15 protein-coding genes are annotated in these 21,855 nt (G+C 53.2%); 7 read left to right on the forward strand and 8 right to left on the reverse strand.

Annotation, left to right across the window (positions count from 1 at the left end; all coding sequences use genetic code 11):
• Positions 1 to 9 precede the first annotated feature (9 nt).
• The 3 genes from ACXAFR_RS05955 to ACXAFR_RS05965 all read left to right on the forward strand — a co-directional run bounded on the left by ACXAFR_RS05955 (position 10) and on the right by ACXAFR_RS05965 (position 5,254).
• Positions 10 to 1,986, forward strand: a complete 1,977-nt coding sequence (locus ACXAFR_RS05955) for a MacB family efflux pump subunit (RefSeq protein ID WP_475173666.1) — start codon at positions 10 to 12, stop codon at positions 1,984 to 1,986.
• Positions 1,987 to 1,988: 2 nt separating this feature from the next.
• Positions 1,989 to 3,383 (forward strand): efflux transporter outer membrane subunit, encoded by a 1,395-nt coding sequence (locus tag ACXAFR_RS05960; RefSeq protein WP_475173672.1) that lies wholly within the window; start codon positions 1,989 to 1,991, stop codon positions 3,381 to 3,383.
• Between the two features lie 74 nt (positions 3,384 to 3,457).
• Complete coding sequence (locus ACXAFR_RS05965; protein WP_475173676.1) at positions 3,458 to 5,254, forward strand: hypothetical protein; 1,797 nt, start codon at positions 3,458 to 3,460, stop codon at positions 5,252 to 5,254.
• Positions 5,255 to 5,345: 91 nt separating this feature from the next.
• Here ACXAFR_RS05965 and ACXAFR_RS05970 read toward each other — a convergent pair whose 3' ends face one another.
• Positions 5,346 to 5,519, reverse strand: a complete 174-nt coding sequence (locus tag ACXAFR_RS05970) for a hypothetical protein (RefSeq protein WP_475173679.1) — start codon at positions 5,517 to 5,519, stop codon at positions 5,346 to 5,348.
• Positions 5,520 to 5,555: 36 nt separating this feature from the next.
• Between ACXAFR_RS05970 and ACXAFR_RS05975 the strand changes: the two genes are divergently transcribed.
• Positions 5,556 to 8,345 (forward strand): TonB-dependent receptor, encoded by a 2,790-nt coding sequence (locus ACXAFR_RS05975; protein ID WP_475173683.1) that lies wholly within the window; start codon positions 5,556 to 5,558, stop codon positions 8,343 to 8,345.
• A gap of 17 nt (positions 8,346 to 8,362) precedes the next feature.
• On the opposite strand, the gene ACXAFR_RS05980 is transcribed toward ACXAFR_RS05975, so the two are convergent.
• From ACXAFR_RS05980 to ACXAFR_RS05995, 4 genes are read right to left on the reverse strand one after another with little or no spacing between them, the layout of a single operon-like run.
• The gene (locus tag ACXAFR_RS05980; protein WP_475173688.1) at positions 8,363 to 9,085 is read right to left on the reverse strand and encodes a DUF2894 domain-containing protein; all 723 of its coding nucleotides are present in this window, start codon (positions 9,083 to 9,085) and stop codon (positions 8,363 to 8,365) included.
• Positions 9,082 to 9,768, reverse strand: a complete 687-nt coding sequence (locus ACXAFR_RS05985) for an OmpA family protein (RefSeq protein ID WP_475173694.1) — start codon at positions 9,766 to 9,768, stop codon at positions 9,082 to 9,084. Before ACXAFR_RS05985 ends, ACXAFR_RS05980 begins: the two co-directional genes overlap by 4 nt.
• A gap of 11 nt (positions 9,769 to 9,779) precedes the next feature.
• Positions 9,780 to 12,242: a hypothetical protein gene (locus ACXAFR_RS05990; RefSeq protein ID WP_475173699.1), complete on the reverse strand. Its 2,463-nt coding sequence runs from the start codon at positions 12,240 to 12,242 to the stop codon at positions 9,780 to 9,782.
• A 3-nt stretch (positions 12,243 to 12,245) separates the two neighbouring features.
• The gene (locus ACXAFR_RS05995) at positions 12,246 to 13,049 is read right to left on the reverse strand and encodes a DUF3348 family protein (RefSeq protein WP_475173704.1); all 804 of its coding nucleotides are present in this window, start codon (positions 13,047 to 13,049) and stop codon (positions 12,246 to 12,248) included.
• Between the two features lie 411 nt (positions 13,050 to 13,460).
• Here ACXAFR_RS05995 and ACXAFR_RS06000 point away from each other — a divergent pair, with 411 nt between their 5' ends.
• On the forward strand, positions 13,461 to 14,132 hold the full coding sequence (locus tag ACXAFR_RS06000; RefSeq protein ID WP_475173708.1) for a 2OG-Fe(II) oxygenase: 672 nt from the start codon (positions 13,461 to 13,463) through the stop codon (positions 14,130 to 14,132).
• Between the two features lie 3 nt (positions 14,133 to 14,135).
• On the opposite strand, the gene ACXAFR_RS06005 is transcribed toward ACXAFR_RS06000, so the two are convergent.
• From ACXAFR_RS06005 to ACXAFR_RS06015, 3 genes are all read right to left on the reverse strand, one after another.
• The gene (locus ACXAFR_RS06005; RefSeq protein WP_475173710.1) at positions 14,136 to 15,863 is read right to left on the reverse strand and encodes a SulP family inorganic anion transporter; all 1,728 of its coding nucleotides are present in this window, start codon (positions 15,861 to 15,863) and stop codon (positions 14,136 to 14,138) included.
• A gap of 13 nt (positions 15,864 to 15,876) precedes the next feature.
• Positions 15,877 to 17,490, reverse strand: coding sequence for a bifunctional protein tyrosine phosphatase family protein/NAD(P)/FAD-dependent oxidoreductase (locus ACXAFR_RS06010; protein ID WP_475173712.1), 1,614 nt, complete (start codon positions 17,488 to 17,490; stop codon positions 15,877 to 15,879).
• A gap of 76 nt (positions 17,491 to 17,566) precedes the next feature.
• On the reverse strand, positions 17,567 to 18,448 hold the full coding sequence (locus ACXAFR_RS06015; RefSeq protein ID WP_475173717.1) for an MBL fold metallo-hydrolase: 882 nt from the start codon (positions 18,446 to 18,448) through the stop codon (positions 17,567 to 17,569).
• A gap of 247 nt (positions 18,449 to 18,695) precedes the next feature.
• On the opposite strand from ACXAFR_RS06015, the gene ACXAFR_RS06020 reads away from it, so the two are divergent.
• Together ACXAFR_RS06020 and ACXAFR_RS06025 are read left to right on the forward strand one after the other, a co-directional pair.
• Positions 18,696 to 20,078, forward strand: a complete 1,383-nt coding sequence (locus ACXAFR_RS06020; protein WP_475173720.1) for a sigma-54 interaction domain-containing protein — start codon at positions 18,696 to 18,698, stop codon at positions 20,076 to 20,078.
• 201 nt (positions 20,079 to 20,279) lie between these two features.
• The gene (locus ACXAFR_RS06025) at positions 20,280 to 21,743 is read left to right on the forward strand and encodes a catalase (protein ID WP_475173722.1); all 1,464 of its coding nucleotides are present in this window, start codon (positions 20,280 to 20,282) and stop codon (positions 21,741 to 21,743) included.
• The last annotated feature ends 112 nt before the right edge of the window (positions 21,744 to 21,855 follow it).

Raw genomic sequence — 21,855 nt, forward strand, 5'->3', positions numbered from 1 at the left:
GGCTAAATCATGAGTGGAAGACTGGATGTAAAGGATATTCCGCTGTTGCAGCTGGAAAACGTCTGCCGTTATTTTTACAACGGCTACAACGAAGTTCGTGCGCTGCACGAGGTTTCTTTAACCATTCGTCAAGGCGAGTTTGTCGCCATCATGGGGCAGTCTGGGTCTGGCAAATCAACCCTGATGAACATTCTCGGATGTCTGGATAAGCCGACAGCGGGTCACTATCGAGTGGCGGGGCACGATGTCAGTGGATTGAATAAAGATCAGCTTTCGGCATTGCGGCTGCAGACGTTTGGTTTTGTTTTTCAGCGCTATCAATTGCTGGCGAATCATACCGCGCGTGAAAACGTACTGATGCCGGCGATCTATCGCGGCTTAACCGTGGCACAGCGCGAGCAGCGAGCGGATGATTTGTTGGATCAACTGGGTATGGCTGATCGTGCGCATCATCGGCCAGCAGAGTTATCCGGTGGTCAGCAACAGAGGGTTTCCATTGCGCGGGCGTTGATCAACGGCGCTGAAGTGATTCTTGCGGATGAGCCGACGGGTGCGCTCGACTCGGCCAGCGGTGAGCAGGTGTTGACGTTGCTTCAGGAGTTACACCGCAACAATGGTGCGACCATTATCCTGATTACCCACGACGCCAAAGTCGCAGCTCACGCTGACAGGGTGGTGACCATGCGTGACGGCGAAATTACCGACGACAGTGCGCAAGCGCGTCAGCCCGTCGATGCCGCTGTTGCTGATGTAAAGGGGAGTCCCTCGTCTGTTTCGCCTTTGGCCACCTTTCCCCGAATTGGGCTCGCGGTGTCATTGATGTTGGCGCTCGCAGCCCTGCGAGCGAATTTGTTTCGAACCCTATTAACATTGCTCGGTATTATTATTGGGGTTGCCTCCGTCGTGACCATGATGGCTATCGGCGATGGCGGTAAACAACAGGTGTTGGATCGTATTTCCTCCATGGGAACAAACCTGCTACAGGTGCAAACCGGGGGGCGTAATATTCGATCGTCCGGTGATATTGCGACTTTAAACATGGAGGATGCCGAAGAGATCGAAACCTTGCCAGGTATTACGGGAGTGGCACCCGAGCGAGAGTCGCGGTCAACCTTACGCAGTGGCGCCTATGACTACAGTGGCCGGGTTCGCGGGGTAACGCCAGCCTACTTCCCGATTAAGAATTGGACTCTGGCGCTGGGTGTACTCATTAACGAGGAAGACATCGACACCTATGCATCGGTGATGGTATTGGGATCAACGGTCGCTCAGGAGCTTTTTCCCCATACGCCCAATCCGATTGGTCGAGAAGTATTGATGAACAGCACGCCTTATCAGGTCATCGGTGTGCTGAAAGCTAAAGGTGCGGACGCCGGTGGTCGGGATATGGACGATGAAGTTTTCGTTCCCATGAGTACGGCGCAACTGAAATTCTTCGGCAGTCGCTATTTGTCGAGCATAACCATCCAGGTCGGCGACACAGGACAGTTGGATACGGTGGAGGCTGCTGTAACAGAGCTGCTGAACGAACGGCATGGCCAGGTGGATTTCCGTGTCCGCAATACCGCCTCTCTGGTTGAGGCGGTTACCGAAACCCAGGATACGTTGACGTGGTTGTTGGCCGCGGTGGCTGCCATTTCCCTACTGGTGGGCGGTATCGGTGTGATGAACATCATGTTGGTGAATGTCTCGGAGCGGCGGAGAGAGATTGGATTGCGTATTGCGACCGGTGCCAAGCCCGGCGATATTTTGCGGCAGTTTAATATCGAGGCGCTCTTGGTCTGTCTGTTAGGCGGCGTTATTGGTGTTGGATTGGGGGTGGTTGTGTCGCTCATTCTTGGCGCCTTTAATATCGCTGTTTCGTTAACGCTATTCCCATCGTTGCTGGCGTTCGGAACGTCACTTGTCGTGGGTTGGATCTTCGGATATACCCCGGCGCGCAAAGCGTCCCAATTGAACCCGATTACGGCGCTGGCGGAGGAATAGACGTGCCAATTTTGAAAAATGTAGACAAGGATTTAGGGCGGTTAGGTCTCTGTATGTGGCCGTTGCTCGCCGCACTGTCAGGCTGTGCCTATCAACCGAGTATTGAAAACCCAGAGGTCACCTTGGCAGGCTATCCGGCAACGGGTGACGCGGCTGTTGAACAGGTGGATGCGCCTACCGAGGAGTGGTGGCGACGTTACGAATCCGATGAATTAAACCGGTTATTCGATGAATTAAACGCGCGCAGTCTGGATCTCGCAGCGGCCAGGGAGCAGGTTCGCCAAGCAAAGGCTCTGTTGGGGCAGCAGCGGGCGGACAACTGGCCAACACTTGATGGTTCCCTGTCCCAGCGTAGCAGCCATGATTTCGACACCTCAGATACAGATGATGGCAGCTCGCTGTCATTCAGTGCAGGCTATGAAGTTGATCTTTGGGGGAGTCGCAGTGCCGCCAATTACAATGCGCAAATGCAAGTGGTGGCCGCGCAACAGGAGCTGCAAAGTCTGCGTTTGCAACTCCAGGCGGGATTGGCTCAAGGCTATTTTACCGTGCTGGCGCTGCAGGAAAGAATGGATATCGCTGAGCAGAATTTAAAGGCGAGTAAAGACCTGCTGGATTTGATTCAATTGCAGTTTGAACAGGGCAGTGCCTCGGGCATTGAGTTGTTTCAACAAAAGAACACTTATCTGTCCAATCAGACATCGCTCTTGGCGATTCAGCGCTCTCTCGTAACAGCAAAGCGAGCGCTGGCCGTTATTCTGGGACGCGATAGCCTTCAATTAGCGGATGTATCCATGGGCTTTTCCGATCTGACTCTCCCGCACGTGAGTCTTGTACAGCCGGCGGCATTATTGGAGTTTCGGCCGGACATCCTGCTGGCAGAAACCACTCTGAGAGTCACAGAAGCCTCTCTCTATCAAGAAAAAAAGAAACGTTGGCCAACGCTCAATCTCAGTGCTGGTTTGAGCGTGGACGATGTTCTTAACGGTGGCAGTGACTGGGTCGGCAGTCTGGTTGGATCCCTGGCAGCGCCCATTTTTGATGGGGGGCGAATACGTAATGAAATTGCCGCCGCCGACAGTGATCTGTCGATTGCTCAATTAAATTATCGTCAGGTGGTAATGATTGCCATGCAGGATACCTTAGAAACGCTCTCTGAGCTTTCTTATCAGGTTGATCTTTTGGGTGCCAGAGAGCGGGAACTGGATAACAGCTACCAACTTTACGAGCTGGCGCGATTGCGTTACGAATCTGGCGATACGGACTTTATCAATCTTCTGGATGCTCAGCGCAGCTGGTTTAGTGCGCGCGATAATATGCTGCAGGCCAGAACCTCGCAATTATCTTCAACAGTCGATGTCTTTCGAGCCATGGGTGTGGCGCCGGATGTGGAGTAGCTGGCGACCTTAAATCAGAAACCCGCTGACATTTTCCGTTAAAATAACCCCCTATTTGTCTGTCTGGGGGTGGCATGATCTTTATCGGGTCAAATTTTCTGCGGGTATCGTGTTTTATTTTTCTGACCCTATCTGCAGCGACGCAGGCTGTTGAGGCGTCTTGGGAAGAGGATTTCGGCGAATTACCCACGGACGAGCAGGGCTGGACGCTGTTGGCGCCGGAGGAGAATTCACGGATTATCTACGTCTCAGAATCCACGGGCAACGACCGTCATGGCAAAGCCTATGCGAGAAGTGACGATGACATTGGCGAGAATGTCTTTCAGCCAGTAGGGGAGATTCACGCGTTTAAAACCATTGCTGCCGCCTTGGCGCAGGCTCGTGATGGTTATCCAGATTGGATTCTTCTACGCAAGGGCGATGTCTGGCGTCATCCTGGCGTCATTAAGCCACGCCGGGGGCAATCGGCTCAAGCGAGGTCGATCATCGCCAGCTATGGGCATGGACAACAGCGACCTCAGATCTTTTCCGATCTCAACAGCAGTGGACTGTCGTTCAATAAAGGTTCCGGCAATTTTTCAGTGGTGAGTGGTATCTCATTTTATGCTTATAAAAGAGATCCAAACAGCAAAGCGTTTATTGGTTTTGGTAAGACAAAGGGTAAGCCTGGGTTATCTGGATGGGCCGAAGCGGGCGACTCAGAAAATCACGATATACTGATCGAAGATTGCCAGTTTTTGTTTTACAACTCCGGTGCGGTTATTCAAGGCAAACAGCGGGGAACCACCTACGACGTTGTTCTGCGGCGTAATCAGTTTCGCAACGCCTATAGTGAAGATAACCATTCACAGGGGCTATTTTCTCGTTATGCTTCTTTGAAACTGGAAGAAAACTGGTTTGATCACAATGGCTGGTATCAGCAGAGTCGCGGTCATGGTCAGTCTAAAGAGGCGGGGCAGGCGACCATATTTAATCACAACACCTACATGGCTGATGTCAATCATGTGGTCCTGCGCGGAAATCTTTTTACGCGGGCGTCGAGCATCGGCAGTAAATTTACGGCGAACCCCCGCACGGGAACCAACACCATAGAAACCTCTCATCTGTTGCTCGAAGATAATCTTTATTTTCAAGGTGAAGTTGGTGTGTCCATTGGGGGGAACAAAGATTTCAATGATGGTCCTCGCTTTGAGAATATTCGTGTTCTCAATAATGTCTTTTTACAGTTGGGAGAGGCTCGTCCAACAAATCGGGATCTTGCCATCGGTATGGATATTATCGACTGGCGCGGTGGCCGTTTCAGCGGTAACTTGATGGAGGCGCTGGGTGATCAATCACAAGTGAAGAATGTCTACGCCCTTAAAGTGTCGGGATATGTGTCACAGACGAGTGTTTTAAACAATCATTTCAGATCCATAGGTGGTGGACGAAGCGGGAAGTACTTGGTTCGTGTCGAGTTGGAGGGCGACCAAAGTCAGGTGAATTTTTCATCGAACTGGTTGGAATTTGATGAATCCGAATCAGGGGTGTTATCGACCCCTCGTCTGAACGGGCTGACCATGAAAGGCAATTATGCCGCCAGCGGTGCCCGGACTTCTCGTTGGTTTCAGCTGGGAGAAGACGCCATTTCCCTGTCACAGTGGCAGGATAAGTTGGCCGGTTCGGTACAGCAAATTCCGTCACGAAAGGCCCCTCACGCAAGGTCACTGGAAGGTTACTTTGACGGGGAAGGCTTCACTAAGTCCTCTGTAAGTTGGTTGGCGTTATTGTCTCAGCAGTCCAAAGGCCGTTGGGATTCCCGCCTGACCGCCAGTGAAATCAATGCATATATACGCCAGGACGCTTGCGTCGAACACGGTTCTTGCCCGTAAGGGGCTGCGCCCTCAGACCCTATCTCTTTTTAAATGGCAGGCTGCTGTTTCAATAGCAGCCTGCTGATATGTTATTAAAGCGTTCGTTAGGTCACGGGTTGCCACCGGTGGCAGATTGGCGTAGAGTGATTTCGCCTGTAATGAGGTCGGCTAAAATAATAAAGCTGTTTACATCTGCACCGCGCAGAATGTACAGACGGGATTGTACCAGCGGTGTGGGAGGCGTTCGCTTATTGCGCGCGCTTGCGGTGATATCGTAAGTCACGCAATAAACTTCACTGTCCAGATGGATCCGGAATCGATGTATATCCTACCTTTCAAACCGACGCCCTTCGGCGCGACCCTATTCAGGGCGACACCACTCGTTTTTGCTATTGCCGCCATTAATGCGGGCACCATATCGCCAGCGTTTGCTCAGTCTGACGGCGAAGCGCCCGAGCAACCGCCTGAGCAACCACCCTACATGGAAGAGATTGAGGTTCGCGCTTCTGGCTATGTCGATAGCCTCACCAAGTCTCTTATGCTCAAACAATCGTCGGCTGGCTCCGTTGATACCATTCTCGCGGAAGACATTGCTGATTTTCCAGATCAGAACCTTGCAGAAGCTTTGCAGCGACTCCCCGGTGTGACGATTACTCGAGAGGCTGGAGAGGGGCGGGAAATTACCGTCCGCGGGTTGAATTCGACGTTTACACGCGTGCAGCTTAATGGCATGCAGGCACAGTCTCTGTCGGCTGGTACTGGGGGCGTCCGTACCAGTCGCGGCTTTGATTTTAATGTCTTCGCATCTGAATTGTTCAATCAACTGAGCGTGTATAAAACCACGTCTGCTGAGCTGGAGGAGGGATCGCTGGGCGCCACGGTGGAGTTACGTACGGCGAAACCCTTCGATTACAGTGAGAATGTCGTCGCCCTGAATGTGCAGGAAACCTACAACGACGCTTCTGAGGAATACAAACCGCGCCTGTCCGGATTGGCCAGTTGGCAAAATGATTCCGGCACGCTTGGGGCGCTGTTTTCCGCAAGCTTATCCCAGCGTGTCATCAATAATACTGGCGGTGAATCCGGCCGTTGGAGTAACGATGGTGACTGGGGGGAATGCTCGGCCTGCTCAACTGACGATGAGTTTAGTCGCGTTAACGATGCCTGGTATCCACGTTTTCCTCGTTACTCAGATAAGACTCACGAACAGGATCGCATGGGGTATACCGCCTCGCTGCAGTGGATGCCGGCGGATTCAACCGAGATCAGCGTCGACGCTCTGTACGCCAATATCGATGCCACACGTTATGAACCCTATATGGAAGCAATCTCCCTGGCGTTTACTGGGCCTACAGGTTTGCCAGAGCAAAATATTGCCGCATATGAGCTCGATAACTACGGTACGATGACGGCGGCAACGGTTGAAGATGTCGACGTGCGTTCTGAATATTTCGTCGCCGATTGGGAGTCCGACTTTATGCAGATAAGTCTGGATGTGACCCATGATTTCACAGATAAGCTGACGGGAAAATTACTCGTGGGTCGATCTGAATCGGAGTTGGATAATCGCGAAGTAACGATTATTTATGAGCACTTTGGTGCGAACGATACGCGCAAGCTGGCCAATTATCCGGATGCTGACTCAACGCTCTATTACGATTTTGGCAACAAGTATCATCCATCCCTCGCGTACAGTTTTGATACGACCAATCCGGCGAATTGGGAGATGTCTGAATACCGGGATAGGATTTGGGATGCATCTTCGACCAGTGACAACGCCCGCGTTGATTTGGAATATCGCTGGACGGAAGACCTGGTGTTGAAAGGCGGCGCAAGTTACAAAGAATACGGTTATGAAATTTTCGGAGCGCGTGCTGATGCCAGCTTTGAAGCGGTCGACGGTAACGATGGTGCGGTGGACGGTAATGCCTGTGGCATCAGCTATGCGGTAACCGCAGCGGATGGCTCGGTGACCAGTAACGGCGGGCAGGAGTTTTTTCTACCAAGTGGCGATCGTATCAGTGATTTTGTTAACAGCGGCTGTTGGCCCTATGCGCCCCGAGCCAGCGATAACCGTGAAGTCACTGAGGAAAGCACCGGGTATTTCGTGCAGTTGGATTTTGCCACACCCATCGCCGGTAGAATTTTGCGCGGTAATCTCGGTGTACGCTATGTCGAAACCGATCTCACTTCTACCGGTATTGTGAATGATGAAGATGAAGTGACGGTCACCAATAATTATGACGATACCTTACCTTCCATCAATCTCGCCTATGAAATTACCGATGAATTGGTGTTGCGCAGCAGCTGGGCGAAAGTCATGTCGAGACCGGATTTAACCACACTCAGCCCCGGTGGTGCTGTGGCGATTTACGGTGTGCCATATATCAATTATGGGAATCCATTTATAGAGCCTTTTCGCGCCGATGCGCTGGATCTCTCGTTGGAATGGTATTTCGATGAAGGTGCACTGGTTTCCATTGCATACTTTGAAAAGGATATTAAATCCTTCCCGACATCTGACACGATCACGATAAATTGGCAGGATACCGGACTGCCGGATTCTCTTTTGGGCGCCCAGCGAGACGACCTGATGAATCAGGATTTTGAAGTTCGTACGACCGTCAATGGTGAAGGAGGAACGCTCGATGGTGTGGAGTTTCAGTACCAGCAACCGCTAACGTTTTTGCCGGGACCGGATTGGGTCAGGAATTTCGGTGTCTTGGCGAACATGACCTGGGTGGATTCCGAGGTGACTTATGGGGAAGGGCGCACGGGGCCGTTGACCGGTCAGTCAGATGAGTCTGGAAATTTGACCTTGTATTGGGAGAATGACCTGTTCAGTGCTCGGGTTTCGGCGGCTTATCGCGGTGAGTTCTACACCAGTCTCAGCGATTCCTCTTCGGAATTGTGGCGTTTAACCGACGCGACAACGTTTTGGGATTTTTCGGCGTCTTACCAAATCAACGACAGGTTTAAGGTATCGCTGGAAGGCATCAATATTACCGACGAACCGATTCAGGAGTATATGGATCCCGTGTCGCAACGTATGATTCTGGAGCAGAATACTGGGCGTCAGTTCTTCTTGGGATTGAGCTATCGTATGTAGTGAATAAAACGCGTCGATTAGGTTTTCTTACGGCCTTTTTTCCCGGCATCTTTCGCGTCGGTCTTTGGCACAATGTGTTCCTCAAGCCAGAGAACGGTTTCGATGTAACTGACAAATCGGTTGAGGTAGGCCGGGGATAAATCACGCATGTTGGTCAGGGAGCGGATAGCCAGCATGTGTGGATTGAGAGGGCCAGGATTTTCCGGGCGGGTGAGTATCGCCCGGTTGACCATGGATGCGGTTTTCTGCTGTGCGGCAAGCTGCCGATAGCGACGAATGGATTTAAGTCGTGGCAGAGGGCTGTCGCTAACATTTTCCTCGGGCGCAGCCAGCTGTTGTTTTTCGCGCGCCGCCTCTTCCAGTGCCAGTAGCTCGTCGTCTAAGGCCTGCGCATTGTCTGCGGGCAACTCATGTAAGTGCGGCGCGGTGAGATCCTGGGTTAGCTGCCGTAGCAATTGTGCCGCCATGTGTTGAATGCTATCGCGGTCTTTAGACTCAGTCGGAGGTGATGCTGGCGTTTCCAGTTGCGTCAGAATCTGCTCGATTTTCGGAATTAAATGCCGACAAATGCCATCGTTGCTTTCCGTGGCGCGTTCCAATAACCGTCGCGCATGATGCAGCTTGGTTGTGACTAGGGCTGACGAAGGTGGTGTGGATTCCAAGGATTCCAGGCGCCGATTCAAGACAGTCAGCTGCTGATCTCGCGCATTGTCTTCGAACTCGGAAGAGGGCTGACTCACTCTGTCGCTCCGTTTTCTTCGGCGCTGGTGGCTTGTTTGACGCTTTCCTGATCTGTGGCGGCCGCACGTGGCACAGGAGCAATTTCCACTCGTCGGTTGCGAGCGCGCCCCGCTTCAATGTGATTGCTGGCGACCGGTTGCTGATCGCCGAAAGCTGCGGCAAAGACGATATCTGCGGGCATGCCATCTTCGATCATCACGCGGGTCACGGTCAGTGCACGCTCGGCAGAGAGCTCCCAGTTATCTCGAAAGCGCCAGCTGCCTTCGTGAATGGGCTGGTCGTCGGTAAACCCGCTGACCATCAACAATTGATTTTCCTGGTCCAGATAAACCTTTAACGGCTCGACCAAAGACTGTAACAGCTTGCGACCATCCTCCTGCAATTCTGCGGAGTTGGTATCGAACAGCAGGCTGCCACTGATGCCGATGCGGCCGTCTTCAAAGGTAATACGGCCGCTCGCCAGCGGGCCTTCAAGGGCCTGTTCCAGGGTAACTCGACGGGCGTGCTCCTGTTCGCGTTTGGTGGTTTCCAGCTGCAAGGACTGAGCGAGCTCTAATTGAAAGCCAAGCACCCAAACCAGCAGGATAACAAAAACCCCCACCAGGCCAGACATAAGGTCGCCAAACACCGGCCATATGGGCAGGCTTTGTACCTGTTCGTCATCAAACGGATTGGTCGACATGAGGGTTCCTCCTAGCTCGCGCTGACCGATTCACTACCGAGCTTGCGCAACTGGGCAATCATTTCCTGTTGTGACGACAAGCTGTGGTCGATGATCTCGCGCGCCTGGGCAACATAATAGGCCATTTGTTCATCGCTGCGAGTATTCATACCCTGAATCTGAGCTTCTAACCCGGCAAAGTGTTCGAACAGGTGTGTGTTGGCTTCCTGGTAGGTCTGCACGGATTCGCGGAAGGTTTCTGCCAGTGACGCCATTTCGATGCTGCTGGCTGCGGCAGACTCCATTCCGGCCGCCAAGCGATCGATGTCGGCATCGACGCTGGCCTGGAATTTCTCAGTCACTTCTGCCAGCACTCTGCCGGAATCGGTTGCCATTGCCGCGATGGCGTCTCGCTGAGATTGGGTTGATTCTGCGAGAGAGGTGGCCAGTGTATCCAGTTGTGACATGATTTTCTGACGCTCTTGCAGCATCTGGTTGTCTTTTTCCAGTGAGGCGCTCATTTCTTCCCGCAATTGCGACAGGACCTCAGCGGCAGCTTTGGGCGATTCCGACGCGGTGGCCAGCAATTCCGACAGCGGTGTTTGCAGGGCTTGAGTAAGCTCGACCAGCTGAGTTTTCATGGCTTCTTGAAGGTCGGTCATGGCATTGACGGTGGCATCGCCGCGACGGATTTCCGCCTCTCGCAGCTGTACCAACTCTTCTCGAGCGGTGGCGATAAACGTTTGCACGGCTTCTTGCTGAGTTTCCAGGCTGCGGGCTTCCAGGGCTTTGCGTGCCTCCAGAAGGGTCTCTCCACCGGTAACGATGCGTTCGATGGCTTGCAGTTGCTGATCTTGGCGTTCATTGAGACTCGCACTGAAGCCTTCCAGAGCGTGCAGCGATTGTTTGAGATTCTGTTCGCCCAGCGTGTTGATTTGGCTCAGTCGTTCCTCGTCGACGGTGGCTTGTTTGCCGAGCCATTCATCCAGGCGTTCGTCAATTCCGTGATGCAGTTGGTTGAGGTGGTCACTCAGTTCAGACTGCAGAGACACCAGCCAGCTGTCTTGATGGCTCGCCAAGGCATTTTGCATTTCTCGGTAGCCCTGACCCGCTTCCTGCCATTCATATTGCAGTGCGTTGCTGGCCGATTGTAACGCTTCCAGTTGACGTTCCATTTGCAGGTGACTGCTGTCCTGCCACTGTTGATGAGCCTCTGTTAGCTGTTCGTTCAGCGAGGCGAGGCTGGCTTCCGTATTTTGAGCGATGCTGTCCTGCAGCTCACGATAGCTTGTGCCAGCCTGCTGCCAGGCATCCTGCAGGGCTTTCGTGGTGGTATTCAGTACCTCCAGCTGGCGCTCTTGCTGCTCGTTGCTAGACGTTTGCCAGGCTTGATGGGCGCTGGTTAAGCGCTCCTGCAAAGCTTGCAGGGTGGCGCCTTGGGTGTCCGCCTGTTGGCTCTGCCAGTCGCGGAAATGTTGTCCGGATTCCTGCCATTCCTTTTGTATGGCAGAGGTTGTCGCCTGCATGCTTGCCAGCTGCTGTTCCAGCTGAGCGCTGCTGCTTGCCTGCCATTCTCGGTGAGCGGCCGCCAGTTGTTGCTGTCCTTCGTTGAGCAGCCTGCTGACGACGGGTTCGACGGCCTCCGTCATTTGGCGCGCGGTATCGCCGAGTTCTCCGGTCAGGCGTGTCTGGACGGCGGCAACCATATCGGTCACGACGGTTGCGGTTGCCTGCAGAGATTGGTTCTGTTGGTCTTCCAGCGATTTGCCGACTTGCGTGCCCATGGTTTCCAGTCGCTCCGCCAGACGATCCATGCGTTCGACCAGCTGTGGCCAGTGCTGACCCTGTTGATTTAACAGGTCGAATGTCTGCTGGCGCTTTTCGGCGGGGGAATAATTGGCAAAGTTATAGGGGATTGAGGCTTCGAGTTGGCGCCAGACACCGAGTCGTTCGCGCCGACTAAGCGTGGCAATTAAACCCAGTGCGGCAGAGGCACTGACGCCGGCAACTGAGGTGCCAAACGCCATGCTCAACCCCTGCATTGGCGCGGCTAAACCTGACCGTATGGCTTCCAGTTCGGTGTTACTTTCAAGGGCGATAACCGCGCCTTTCAGTGTGCTGACCATTCCGATAAACGTACCGATCAGCCCCAGCATAACGAGCAGACCAATCAGATAGGGTGACAGAACCGGTGTTGGAATGACTGCCTGCCCCTGGCGGATGCGCTGGTTGACGGGCAGCTGCAGACTGGCGGGTACTTTCAAAAGCCAGGTATTCAGGTCGGGCACCGGGGCGTGGGTGTTACTGAGAATATCCTGCAGTTGGCGGCTGCCCCCCTGGTAACGCATAAGTTCGGAGAATCCCAGACTGTAGACACCAGCTATAGCGGCAGTCACCAACAGTGCCAGCAGGCTGTTCGTGGCAAATGAGTACCCCATCCACAGCACGATGCAGGCGCCCAGGCCAAAGCTCATCCAGGAAAGTTTTTTAGTCATTGGTCAATATCCTATGTCCGCTTCACAGGCCTCGATCAGGCCGATGACGGGTTGTAGTCGAATGTCGAGTTCCGCCAGCAGTATTTCCTGCAAGTCCCGCAGCAGGGCGCGAAACCAGCGTGGTACGTCGGGATCATCGTCGGTAGATGTCGGTTGCTGCTGGTAATGCCAGAGCAGGTGACGACCGATCAAAGGCGGTAGAGTCGCGAAGGCTTTTCGCGTCTGTTGAGCGAGTATGCTGAACAGGGCTTTATCGAGTGTGGCAAGTTGTGCCATGGCCGGTGACGCATCGGTAAGCACCTGGCGAACTCGCCGCTGGAAGCCCATGATGCGGTAGTCCATTTCGCTCTGCTGTAACGAGTAGAAGCGCGCATAGGTCTGGGCGATTTCGTCCATCCGGGAGGCGTGATCCGGCGCCAGTCGCGGTAAGGTAGCCGAAATGCTGTCGTTCGCCGGGTCGCAAGCGCGCACCATCTGTTGCAGCCACTTGCCGCGCTCTTCCAAAAGTTGCTGGCGTAAAAGTCGCGCCTCGTCAGGAGAGTCTCCACCGGGGATGCGCTCCAGGCTGCGCAAGGTATCCGCGAGACTCACCGAGAGAGAAAGGTCGATCAGTCCGCCCAGCTTTTCCGCCACATTGTGCGTGGCCACGGGTTTGTCCGACAGGTGTAGCTGTTGCAGGAGTTGTATCAGTCGTGAAACATGCAGGGGACCCTGCGCTGCTCTGGCGGGTGCCGTTGTCAGAGTATCTGGCGCGACATCGGTTGTCGCTGCTGCCGGGTTGTCCTTTGGAGGTTTCGGTGATGTCACAAAATTGGTTTCAAGGCGAACAGAGGGGGAGCATTATGGCGATTTGGTAACAGGTTGCAATAAAGGAAGCGGTCGCGAGTAAACCATGGTTTGTGATGTGGTCTGTGTCCTATCGTGGTGCCAGATGGAGAGCGGTTTTAATATAGATTCTAGAAAAAATAGCACAAATATTTCGGCTTTCACGGAAATCAAGTGAGTGCGTCTCGTTGTTGCATGATGTTGTTGGTTGAATTTTGATCGTTTTGGGGCGAGGAGGGAGATAATTCATTTTTCGTCCTTGTGCTGACAAATACCATTGGTTTTTTCACTCCTTTGTCATTAAGATTCGCGTCCGCTTCAGGTCGGTAGCGTTCCGTGCGGTCAGGATTTTACCGCGTTTCCTCTGCGCCTTGCGGCCTGGCCTTCTTCCCTATGAATCAATCCTCTCTTGTTGCTCCTCTTTCGAGCGGCGATGACCGCTCCTGCCTGTTTGATAACATCGCAGCAGATATTCGCCAGCAGGGTTTCTCAATTCGACCGGATGCCTTGCCGATCGAATTGGCGACAGATCTCTATTGGTATCAACGTCACCTGCATGGGCAGCAGTATCAGCCAGCGGGCATTGGTCGTGGTCAGGATTTTCAGCGAGCAGAGCGGGTGCGTTCGGATGAAATTTGTTGGATCAACGGATCGTCCGATGTCGGTCAACGCTGGCTGGAATGGACCTCTGAATTAAAGACCCATTTAAATCGCCAATTGTTCCTGGGATTGTTCTCCTTTGAGAGTCATTTTGCACACTATGGTCCCGGAGATTTCTATCGTCGCCATGTTGATGCCTTTCGAGGCTCAACCAATCGAGTGCTGTCGCTGGTAACTTATCTCAATCCTGTATGGCAGGATGCTGATGGCGGTGAGTTGGTGCTTTACCAAAATGATGCGGATCAAGATGGCGTTCGAGTGGCGCCGAGAATGGGGACAATTGCGATTTTTTTAAGTGAAGAGTTTCCCCATGAGGTTCTTCCGGCCCGCGAGGACCGATACTCGATCGCAGGCTGGTTTCGGGTCAATAGCTCCATTGGCGGAGCTATTGACCCGCCCCGATAGCGATTACGGCGAGTCGCGGTAGAGCTGACGCAGCTTGTTGTAAGCGTCGTAGTGGGACACATAGACATCCCCAGACAATTTCAGTAGCAGTCCCGTGTGGCGAAGCCTATCCATAACCGGCCCTTTGACCTCGGACAGGTGTAACTTAATGCCCTGACCCTGAAGCTGTTCGTTAAGTGTTTCGAGCATTTCCAGGGCGCTGTAGTCCACTTCATTGACGGCGCTGCATTGCAGAATCACATGGGCGATTTCGCCGCGGTCATAAACGGTATTGGTGACCGTTTCCTCCAGGCATTGGGCATTGGCGAAGAACAGGCTTTCGTCAGGACGCAAGCTCAATATCTGAGGAATGGTTTGCACATGAAAGCGGTGCACATTGCGGAAATGTTCCGTGCCTTCGATCAATCCCACTTCGGCAATGTGAGGGCGCGACGTACGTTGCAGATGCAGCGCGATAGATACTCCGACGCCACAGGCGACTCCAATTTCGACTCCGTAACAGAGGGTCACCAAAATGGTGACCAACACCGCATAACAGTCGCCGCGGGCAAAGGTCCACGTTTTGCGGATGATGCTGAAATCAACCAGACTGATCACCGCGACAATAATGGTCGCTGCCAGAGTTGCCTTTGGCAGATAGTAGAGCATCGGTGTCAGATAGACAGAGGCGATAGCGATGCCAGCCGCCGTCATGATGCTGGCCAATTGCGTGACCGCGCCCGCTTCAAAATTGACAATAGTTCGGGAAAACCCGCCGGTAACCGGGTAGCCGCCAGAGACACTGGAGGCCAAATTGGCGGCTCCCAGACCGATGAGTTCCTGGTTGGCATCCACCTTTTGCCGCCGACGATGAGCGAGTGTCTTGCCGACAGAGATAGACTCCACATAGCCGATGAGTGAAATCAATAAGGCGGGCAGCGCGAGTTGGTGGACCAGTTCTGGCGTCGGAAGCTGCAGTGACAGTGTCGGTAAGCCGGCGGGAATATCGCCGGTTATGGCGACACCATAATCCTGCAGTGAAAGTCCGTACACCAACCCAATGCTGATAAAAACACCGATTATCGGCGCCGTCTTTGACAGAGAGCTGGCCACTTGGCGGGACAGGCCTGCGTTCATCAATAGGCGACTGGCGTGTTTGCGGGTGCCCAACAAAAACGCCAGCATGGAAAAGCCAATGGCGGCGGTGATCAGATTCGTGTCTGTTATCTGGCGCAGTAACGGCGGCAACAATTCAAACAGGGTGTCGCCTTGAGCACTGATGCCAAATATGTGTTTCATCTGGCTGAGAGCGATAATAATGCCTGAGGCCGTGATAAATCCGGAGATCACCGAATGGGATAGAAAATTGGTGATCATGCCGAGTTTAAAAAAGCCCATCAGCAACAGAAAAATCCCCGACAGCAGGGCCAGCGTCACCGCTGCTGTGAGGTAATCGGCGGTTCCCGCCTGGGCGATACTGCCCAGAGAGGTCGCTGTCATCAGTGATACAACCGCAACCGGACCTACTGATAAGGTGCGGCTGGTTCCCAGAAAAGCATAGACAACCAGAGGCAGTATGCTGCTATAAAGCCCGACTTCTGGTGGGACCCGTGCCAGCATGGCATAGGCCAGTGACTGGGGAATCAGCAGAATCGTGACAATGACGGCCGCTGTGAGATCGGCAATAAACTGCGGGCGGTCGTAATGCCTTAGCCAGGTCGCTGCGGGCAACCGAGAGAGTACTTTCATCATTCGGAGCTCGCTGTCAGGATGCTAACGGATCAGCGAGCCATTCCCGGCCTTTTAACATGCCATGCCAATAGAACCAGGGCAGAAAATCCGATTTCAAATGCCACGCGGCTGACGTCGCTTTGGTGCCATCGTTGACCCAGTTTGGGAAGGTGGGCATTAATTTGCCTTGGTAACCGAATTCTGCCAGTACGATTTTGCCGTGTTCGACCGTAAGAGGGCAGGAGCCATAACCGTCGTAGTGACAGCGAGGCGTTTTTTTCTCGATCAGGTCACACAGGTTTTGAGCCACAAGCGGCGCCTGCTTGCGAATTGCCGCCATGGTTTTTGCGTTGGGCGTGTTGGTGACATCTCCCAATCCCCAGACGTTGGCGAAGTGTTTATGTTGCAAGGTTTGTGGATCGACATCGACCCAGCCGCCAGCATCCACCAGCGGGCTGTCGCGAATAAACGCCGGTGCCCGTTGCGGGGGGCAGACATGAAGCATGTCGAAGTCGACGGTGATTTCTACAGCGTCGCCTTCGGCGGGTTTATGAGCAAAGGTTGCTGTTTTGGTCGAACCATCGACACGCACCAGGTTGTGCAAGAAATTCAGGTTGATGCCATAGCGTTCGACATAACCTTCTAATGCCGGCACATAGGCCGGTACACCGAACAACACGCCACCGGCGTTGTAAAAGCCAATATCTATATTGTCCAAAACAGAATGACGACGCCAATGACTGGCCGCCAGGTACATGGCTTTTTGGGGGGCTCCCGCACATTTGATTGGCATGGGTGGCTGCGTAAAAATCGCTTTGCCCCCTTTCAGGCTGGACACCAGCTCCCAGGTATAGGGCGCGGTTTCAAAAGAGTAATTGGACGTGACGCCATTTTTGCCGAGTGTCTCGGTTAGGCCTGCGATCGCTCCCCAGTTCAGCTCAATGCCTGCGGCGACGATAAGTTGGCCGTAGTAGACTTCCGAGCCATCATCCAGCATTAACCGATTGTTGGGCGGATCGAAACTGGCGACGGCTTTTTGCAGCCAGGTCGCGCGATCGGGAATCAGCGATGCCATTGGGCGACGAGTGGTAGCAATGTCAAACACGCCGCCGCCAACCATGGTCCATCCCGGCTGATAGGCGTGGTGTTCGGCAGGATCAATCAGGCAGATGCGCAAATCGGATTTGCGCTTCAGCAAGCTGGTTGCCACAGCGATACCTGCGGTGCCGGCGCCGACAATCACCACTGGGTAGTGGGGTTTTGCAGTTTGCGGAGCCGCTTGTTTTTCCGACGCAGGAATTGGTGTTGCAGGAGGCTGGAGTTGCTCTTGCGCGGCTTCCCAGATTTTGGTTGATCGATTTCCCGTGCGGCAGTATGCGTGTGTACGGTCGCCTGTCGCGATGGTTTCGCGAAAGGCCGCGACGTGGGCTGCAGTCATTTCGCCACCCGTAAACGGAATGGCAACGGCATTCATACCCAGCTGTTTGGCTTTAGCAGCGATGCTGGCAAACGCAGGTTGTTCTGCGGCTTCGCCATCAGGGCGGTTACAGATAATGGTCTTGACGCCTCGGGCAGCGAGTTCATCCAGGTCTTGTGGCTGAAGTTGTTCGGAGACACTGTACTGATCGGTAAGCTGAGTCAGTTTCATAAACGTATCCTGTGGGATTATTGTTGTGATCGTGAGTTGGTGCGAGTGGCAACAGAGGTGTTTCTTTGGTGGTTCCCTAGGAAAACAGATTTAATGGAATCTTAAGGTAAGGGACTCCGTTGTCTTCGGGTTCCGGTAGATGTCCCGCTTTCATGTTGATCTGCAGAGACGGAAGAATCAATCGTGGCATCGACAGTGTGTTGTCTCTCTCTTCGCGCATTTTCACAAAGTTTTCTCTGGCGGTCCCGGTTTTAACATGGATGTTATTGCGACTTTGCTCGGCAACCGACGTTTGAAATTCCAGCGCTCGATCATTGGGTTGATAGTCGTGGCACATATAAACGCGAGTCTCAGGTGGCAGCGCGAGTATTTTCTGAATCGAATCGAATAACGTACCGGCGTCACCGCCGGGAAAGTCCGCGCGGGCAGTGCCAGCGTCGGGCATAAACAGGGTATCGCCGACAAACGCTGCGTCGCCAATAACGTGCACCATACACGCAGGGGTATGACCTGGTGTGTGCAGCGCTACGCACTCGATTTGTCCAACCTTGTAGGCTTCGCCATCCGTGAACAGATGGTCAAACTGTGAACCGTCGCGAGCAAACGTGGTTCCCTCATTAAAAATTTTTCCGAAGGTTTCTTGCACGGTGAGGATATGTTCGCCAATTCCTAGCTTGCCGCCTACCGCCTGCTGAATATAGGGTGCCGCTGAAATATGATCCGCGTGGACGTGAGTCTCAATTAACCATTGCACAAGCAGTTGATGGGATTTCACATAATCGATAATCGCATCGGCACCGGTGGTGGTGGTTGCCCCCGAGGCGTAGTCAAAATCGAGTACAGAATCGACGATAGCACACTGGCGTGTGGCGGGATCGATTACGATGTACGAGAAGGTATTGGAATCCTTGTCAAAAAATGGTGCCACTTCCGGCAAACCTTTGTGCAGATCAGTCATCTTGCAGTACCTGGCAGTGTGTTATTGATGTTATGACGCGTTGGCACGTTCGGCTCAACTCCGTCAGGTGTGGCGATTGTTAGGGGTAGAGATTGGCAGTTTGTGTGCCAATATTTTTATGCTTTGGTAACTCATTGAAAATTAAAAATAAATTATTGTTTTGGGGCTGGCTATAGGCGCTTGTGGTTGACTTGATTGCCGTGACTTGCCATTTTTGACTCAGTTTTTTGCCAAATATGACTGTGTTATGACGTTGATTGCATCGGATATTCGACCCCACCGGCATGTTGCCAATATGTTGGAAGGCTACGATTGCCCCGCCATTCTTGTGGCGACGGATTATCGAATTTTGGCGACCAATCATCGATATCGGGAGGAGTTTGGCGACGCGTCGGCTGAGGGGCAGTTTTGCTACCGGGTCTCGCACGGCTACACCCTTCCCTGTGATCAAGCCGGGGAGGAATGCCCTCTGGGAGAAGCACTTGAATCAGGCCACAAGGAAAGGGTGCTTCACATTCATCAGACACCCCGTGGTCCGGAGCATGTGGATGTGGAGCTTATCCCCATTCCCGGCGACGACGGCGAACCAGTCTTTTTTGTTGAGTTGATGCGAAGCATTCCTGTCGCGAGTGCCGATGCACCACAGGCGAAGAGCCTGGTGGGTAAAACACCCTCATTCAATCAGATGCTGGCTAAAGTGATGCGTGTGTCCGCCTCTGATGCGGCGGTTTTGCTGTTGGGGGAATCCGGCACCGGCAAGGAGCTCGTCGCTAGCGCCATTCATCAGGGCAGTTACCGCAAAAACAAGCCGCTGGTCACATTGGAATGTGCCGGACTCACCGATACGCTGTTTGAGAGTGAACTGTTCGGGCATGTTCGCGGTGCGTTCACCGGCGCCAGTAGCCAACGAAAAGGGCTGGTGGAGTTAGCCGATGGCGGCACACTGTTTCTCGATGAGATTGGCGATGTGCCTCTGTCCATGCAGGTAAAATTGTTACGTCTGATCGAAACTGGAACCTATCGCGCCGTTGGTTCTTCGCAAGTGCGGCACGCGGACTTTCGATTGATCTGTGCCACCCATAAGAATTTGCGAGCCATGACGCAAACCGGCGAGTTCAGGCGCGATCTCTATTATCGTATCAATGTCTTTCCGGTTCGCCTGCCGCCGTTGCGAGACCGTTTTGATGATTTACCTCTGCTGGGGCAAGTCCTATTACAACGTATCAGTCCCGGTAAAGAAATTCACCTCACCCATTCCGCAGTCAGTGAGCTGGCGCAACACCCATTTCCCGGTAACATTCGCGAGTTGCGCAATGTGTTGAATCGCGCCGTGATTCTGTCTGACACTAACGTCATAGAAGGAGAGGATATTCGCGAGGCGCTGGACATTGACGATAGAGTCGAGGCCTGGTCGGAATTTCACGGTAGCAGAGGGACGCCTTCGGATTCCTCTCGTCTTCTGGACGATCATCAAGCGGATGCAACGGAATGGGTCGATCTAAAAACCGCAGAGTATCGTTACCTATCTGACCTAATGACGGCACATCATAATGATAAAGATACCGTCGCGAAGATTGCCGGAATCAGTGTGCGTTCTTTGTATCGCAAACTTAATTCAATGGATGAGTAATACGCTGGCGAAATAAAACTGCTGGTCAGATTCTCTCTGGAACACCTCTTGCCCTTACTTGGCTCGATGCCTGATGCATCCTATGCAAACCCCGACGATAAGGGGGTGTCAGGTTTATAAACCTACCTTAGACAAGGTCAATGCTACACAGGTTTGTAAACATTACCGAGCCTGTTTTCAAAATGACGAGAGAGGATTCCCATGAGCGAGCACGAACAAAAAAACACCACTACGGATGCGGGCATTCCTGTCGCCAGTGATGAACATTCTCTGACGATTGGTAACGATGGGCCTATCGTATTGCACGATCATTATCTGATTGAACAAATGGCGAATTTCAATCGGGAGCGCATTGCAGAGCGACAGCCTCATGCCAAGGGCAGTGGCGCATTCGGCTATTTTGAAGTGACGGAAGACGTCAGCCAGTACACGAAGGCGGCAGTTTTTCAGCCGGGTACTAAAACGGATGTTCTGATGCGCTTTTCTACCGTTGCCGGTGAACGGGGCAGTCCGGATACTTGGCGGGACCCTCGCGGTTTTGCCGTGAAGTTTTACACCAGCGAAGGCAACTACGACATGGTGGGGAACAATACCCCTGTGTTTTTCATTCGCGATCCTTTGAAATTTCAGCATTTTATCCGCTCGCAAAAACGCCGTGCCGACAACAACCTCCGTGATCATGATATGCAATGGGATTTCTGGACCCTGTCTCCAGAATCTGCTCATCAGGTCACTTGGCTGATGGGTGATAGGGGTATCCCTCGGACTTGGCGGGAGATGAATGGATATTCCAGTCATACCTACATGTGGGTTAACGCCAGTGGCGAGCGCTTTTGGGTGAAATACCATTTCAAGAGTGATCAGGGGGTCGAGTGTATGACCCAGGAAGATGCGGACAAGATGGCGGGAATGGATGCGGACTACCACCAACGGGATCTATTCAACAGCATTCAGGAAGGCAATCACCCGAGTTGGACTCTGCATATGCAGATCATGCCTTATGAAGATGCTAAGACCTATCGGATTAACCCGTTTGATCTGACGAAAGTTTGGCCTCACTCGGATTATCCTTTAATCAAAGTGGGTAAGTTGGTGTTGGATCGCAATCCGACAGACCACCACACGGAAATCGAGCAGGCGGCGTTTGAGCCGAATAATTTTCCCCCAGGTATCGGTCCCAGCCCCGACAAAATGCTGTTGGGACGGATCTTTGCCTATGCGGATGCGCATCGGGCGAGGCTCGGTGTGAACTATAAACAGATTCCGGTCAACGCGCCCAAATGTCCATTTCACAGCTACAGCAAAGACGGCGCAATGCGTGTGAATAAGGTTTCTGATCCCGTGTATGCGCCCAACAGTAAAGGTGGCCCCGCTGCGAATCCGGAACGCTACCCGGAAACAGCCGTCTGGGCGGCAGATGGCAATATGGTGCGTGAGGCCTACACCCTGCGTGCGGAAGACGACGACTACAAGCAGGCGAATGATCTCGTGAACAAGGTGATGGATGACGCGGCCCGTGAGCGGTTGGTCAATAACGTGGTTGGTCACCTGATGGATGGTGTGAGCGACGATGTTCTGCAACGAGTGTTCGTCTACTGGAAGAATATCGATGCCCACATTGGCGAGATGATTGAGGCGGGGGTCAGAGAAGCCAAACAATCCTAAGGGCAAGGCTAAAGATGTACCGTTTGGATTATGGCGGGTTAGGGGGAGCAGCCCTCCCTCGGCGTAAGTCCAAAATCACCAGGACGTGTGTTCAAACGAAAAGCATCCTTTG

The sequence above is a fragment of the Pseudomaricurvus sp. ABR4_320 genome, assembly GCF_056159445.1.

Bases quoted from the DNA above. Each gene is read 5' to 3' on its own strand.
- ACXAFR_RS05955 (WP_475173666.1), top strand. From the start codon at position 10: ATGAGTGGAAGACTGGATGTAAAGGATATTCCGCTGTTGCAGCTGGAA.
- ACXAFR_RS05990 (WP_475173699.1), bottom strand. From the start codon at position 12,242: ATGACTAAAAAACTTTCCTGGATGAGCTTTGGCCTGGGCGCCTGCATC.
- ACXAFR_RS06000 (WP_475173708.1), top strand. From the start codon at position 13,461: ATGAATCAATCCTCTCTTGTTGCTCCTCTTTCGAGCGGCGATGACCGC.
- ACXAFR_RS06015 (WP_475173717.1), bottom strand. From the start codon at position 18,448: ATGACTGATCTGCACAAAGGTTTGCCGGAAGTGGCACCATTTTTTGAC.
- ACXAFR_RS05965 (WP_475173676.1), top strand. From the start codon at position 3,458: ATGATCTTTATCGGGTCAAATTTTCTGCGGGTATCGTGTTTTATTTTT.
- ACXAFR_RS06020 (WP_475173720.1), top strand. From the start codon at position 18,696: ATGACGTTGATTGCATCGGATATTCGACCCCACCGGCATGTTGCCAAT.
- ACXAFR_RS06005 (WP_475173710.1), bottom strand. From the start codon at position 15,863: ATGATGAAAGTACTCTCTCGGTTGCCCGCAGCGACCTGGCTAAGGCAT.
- ACXAFR_RS06025 (WP_475173722.1), top strand. From the start codon at position 20,280: ATGAGCGAGCACGAACAAAAAAACACCACTACGGATGCGGGCATTCCT.
- ACXAFR_RS05985 (WP_475173694.1), bottom strand. From the start codon at position 9,768: ATGTCGACCAATCCGTTTGATGACGAACAGGTACAAAGCCTGCCCATA.
- ACXAFR_RS05975 (WP_475173683.1), top strand. From the start codon at position 5,556: ATGTATATCCTACCTTTCAAACCGACGCCCTTCGGCGCGACCCTATTC.
- ACXAFR_RS06010 (WP_475173712.1), bottom strand. From the start codon at position 17,490: ATGAAACTGACTCAGCTTACCGATCAGTACAGTGTCTCCGAACAACTT.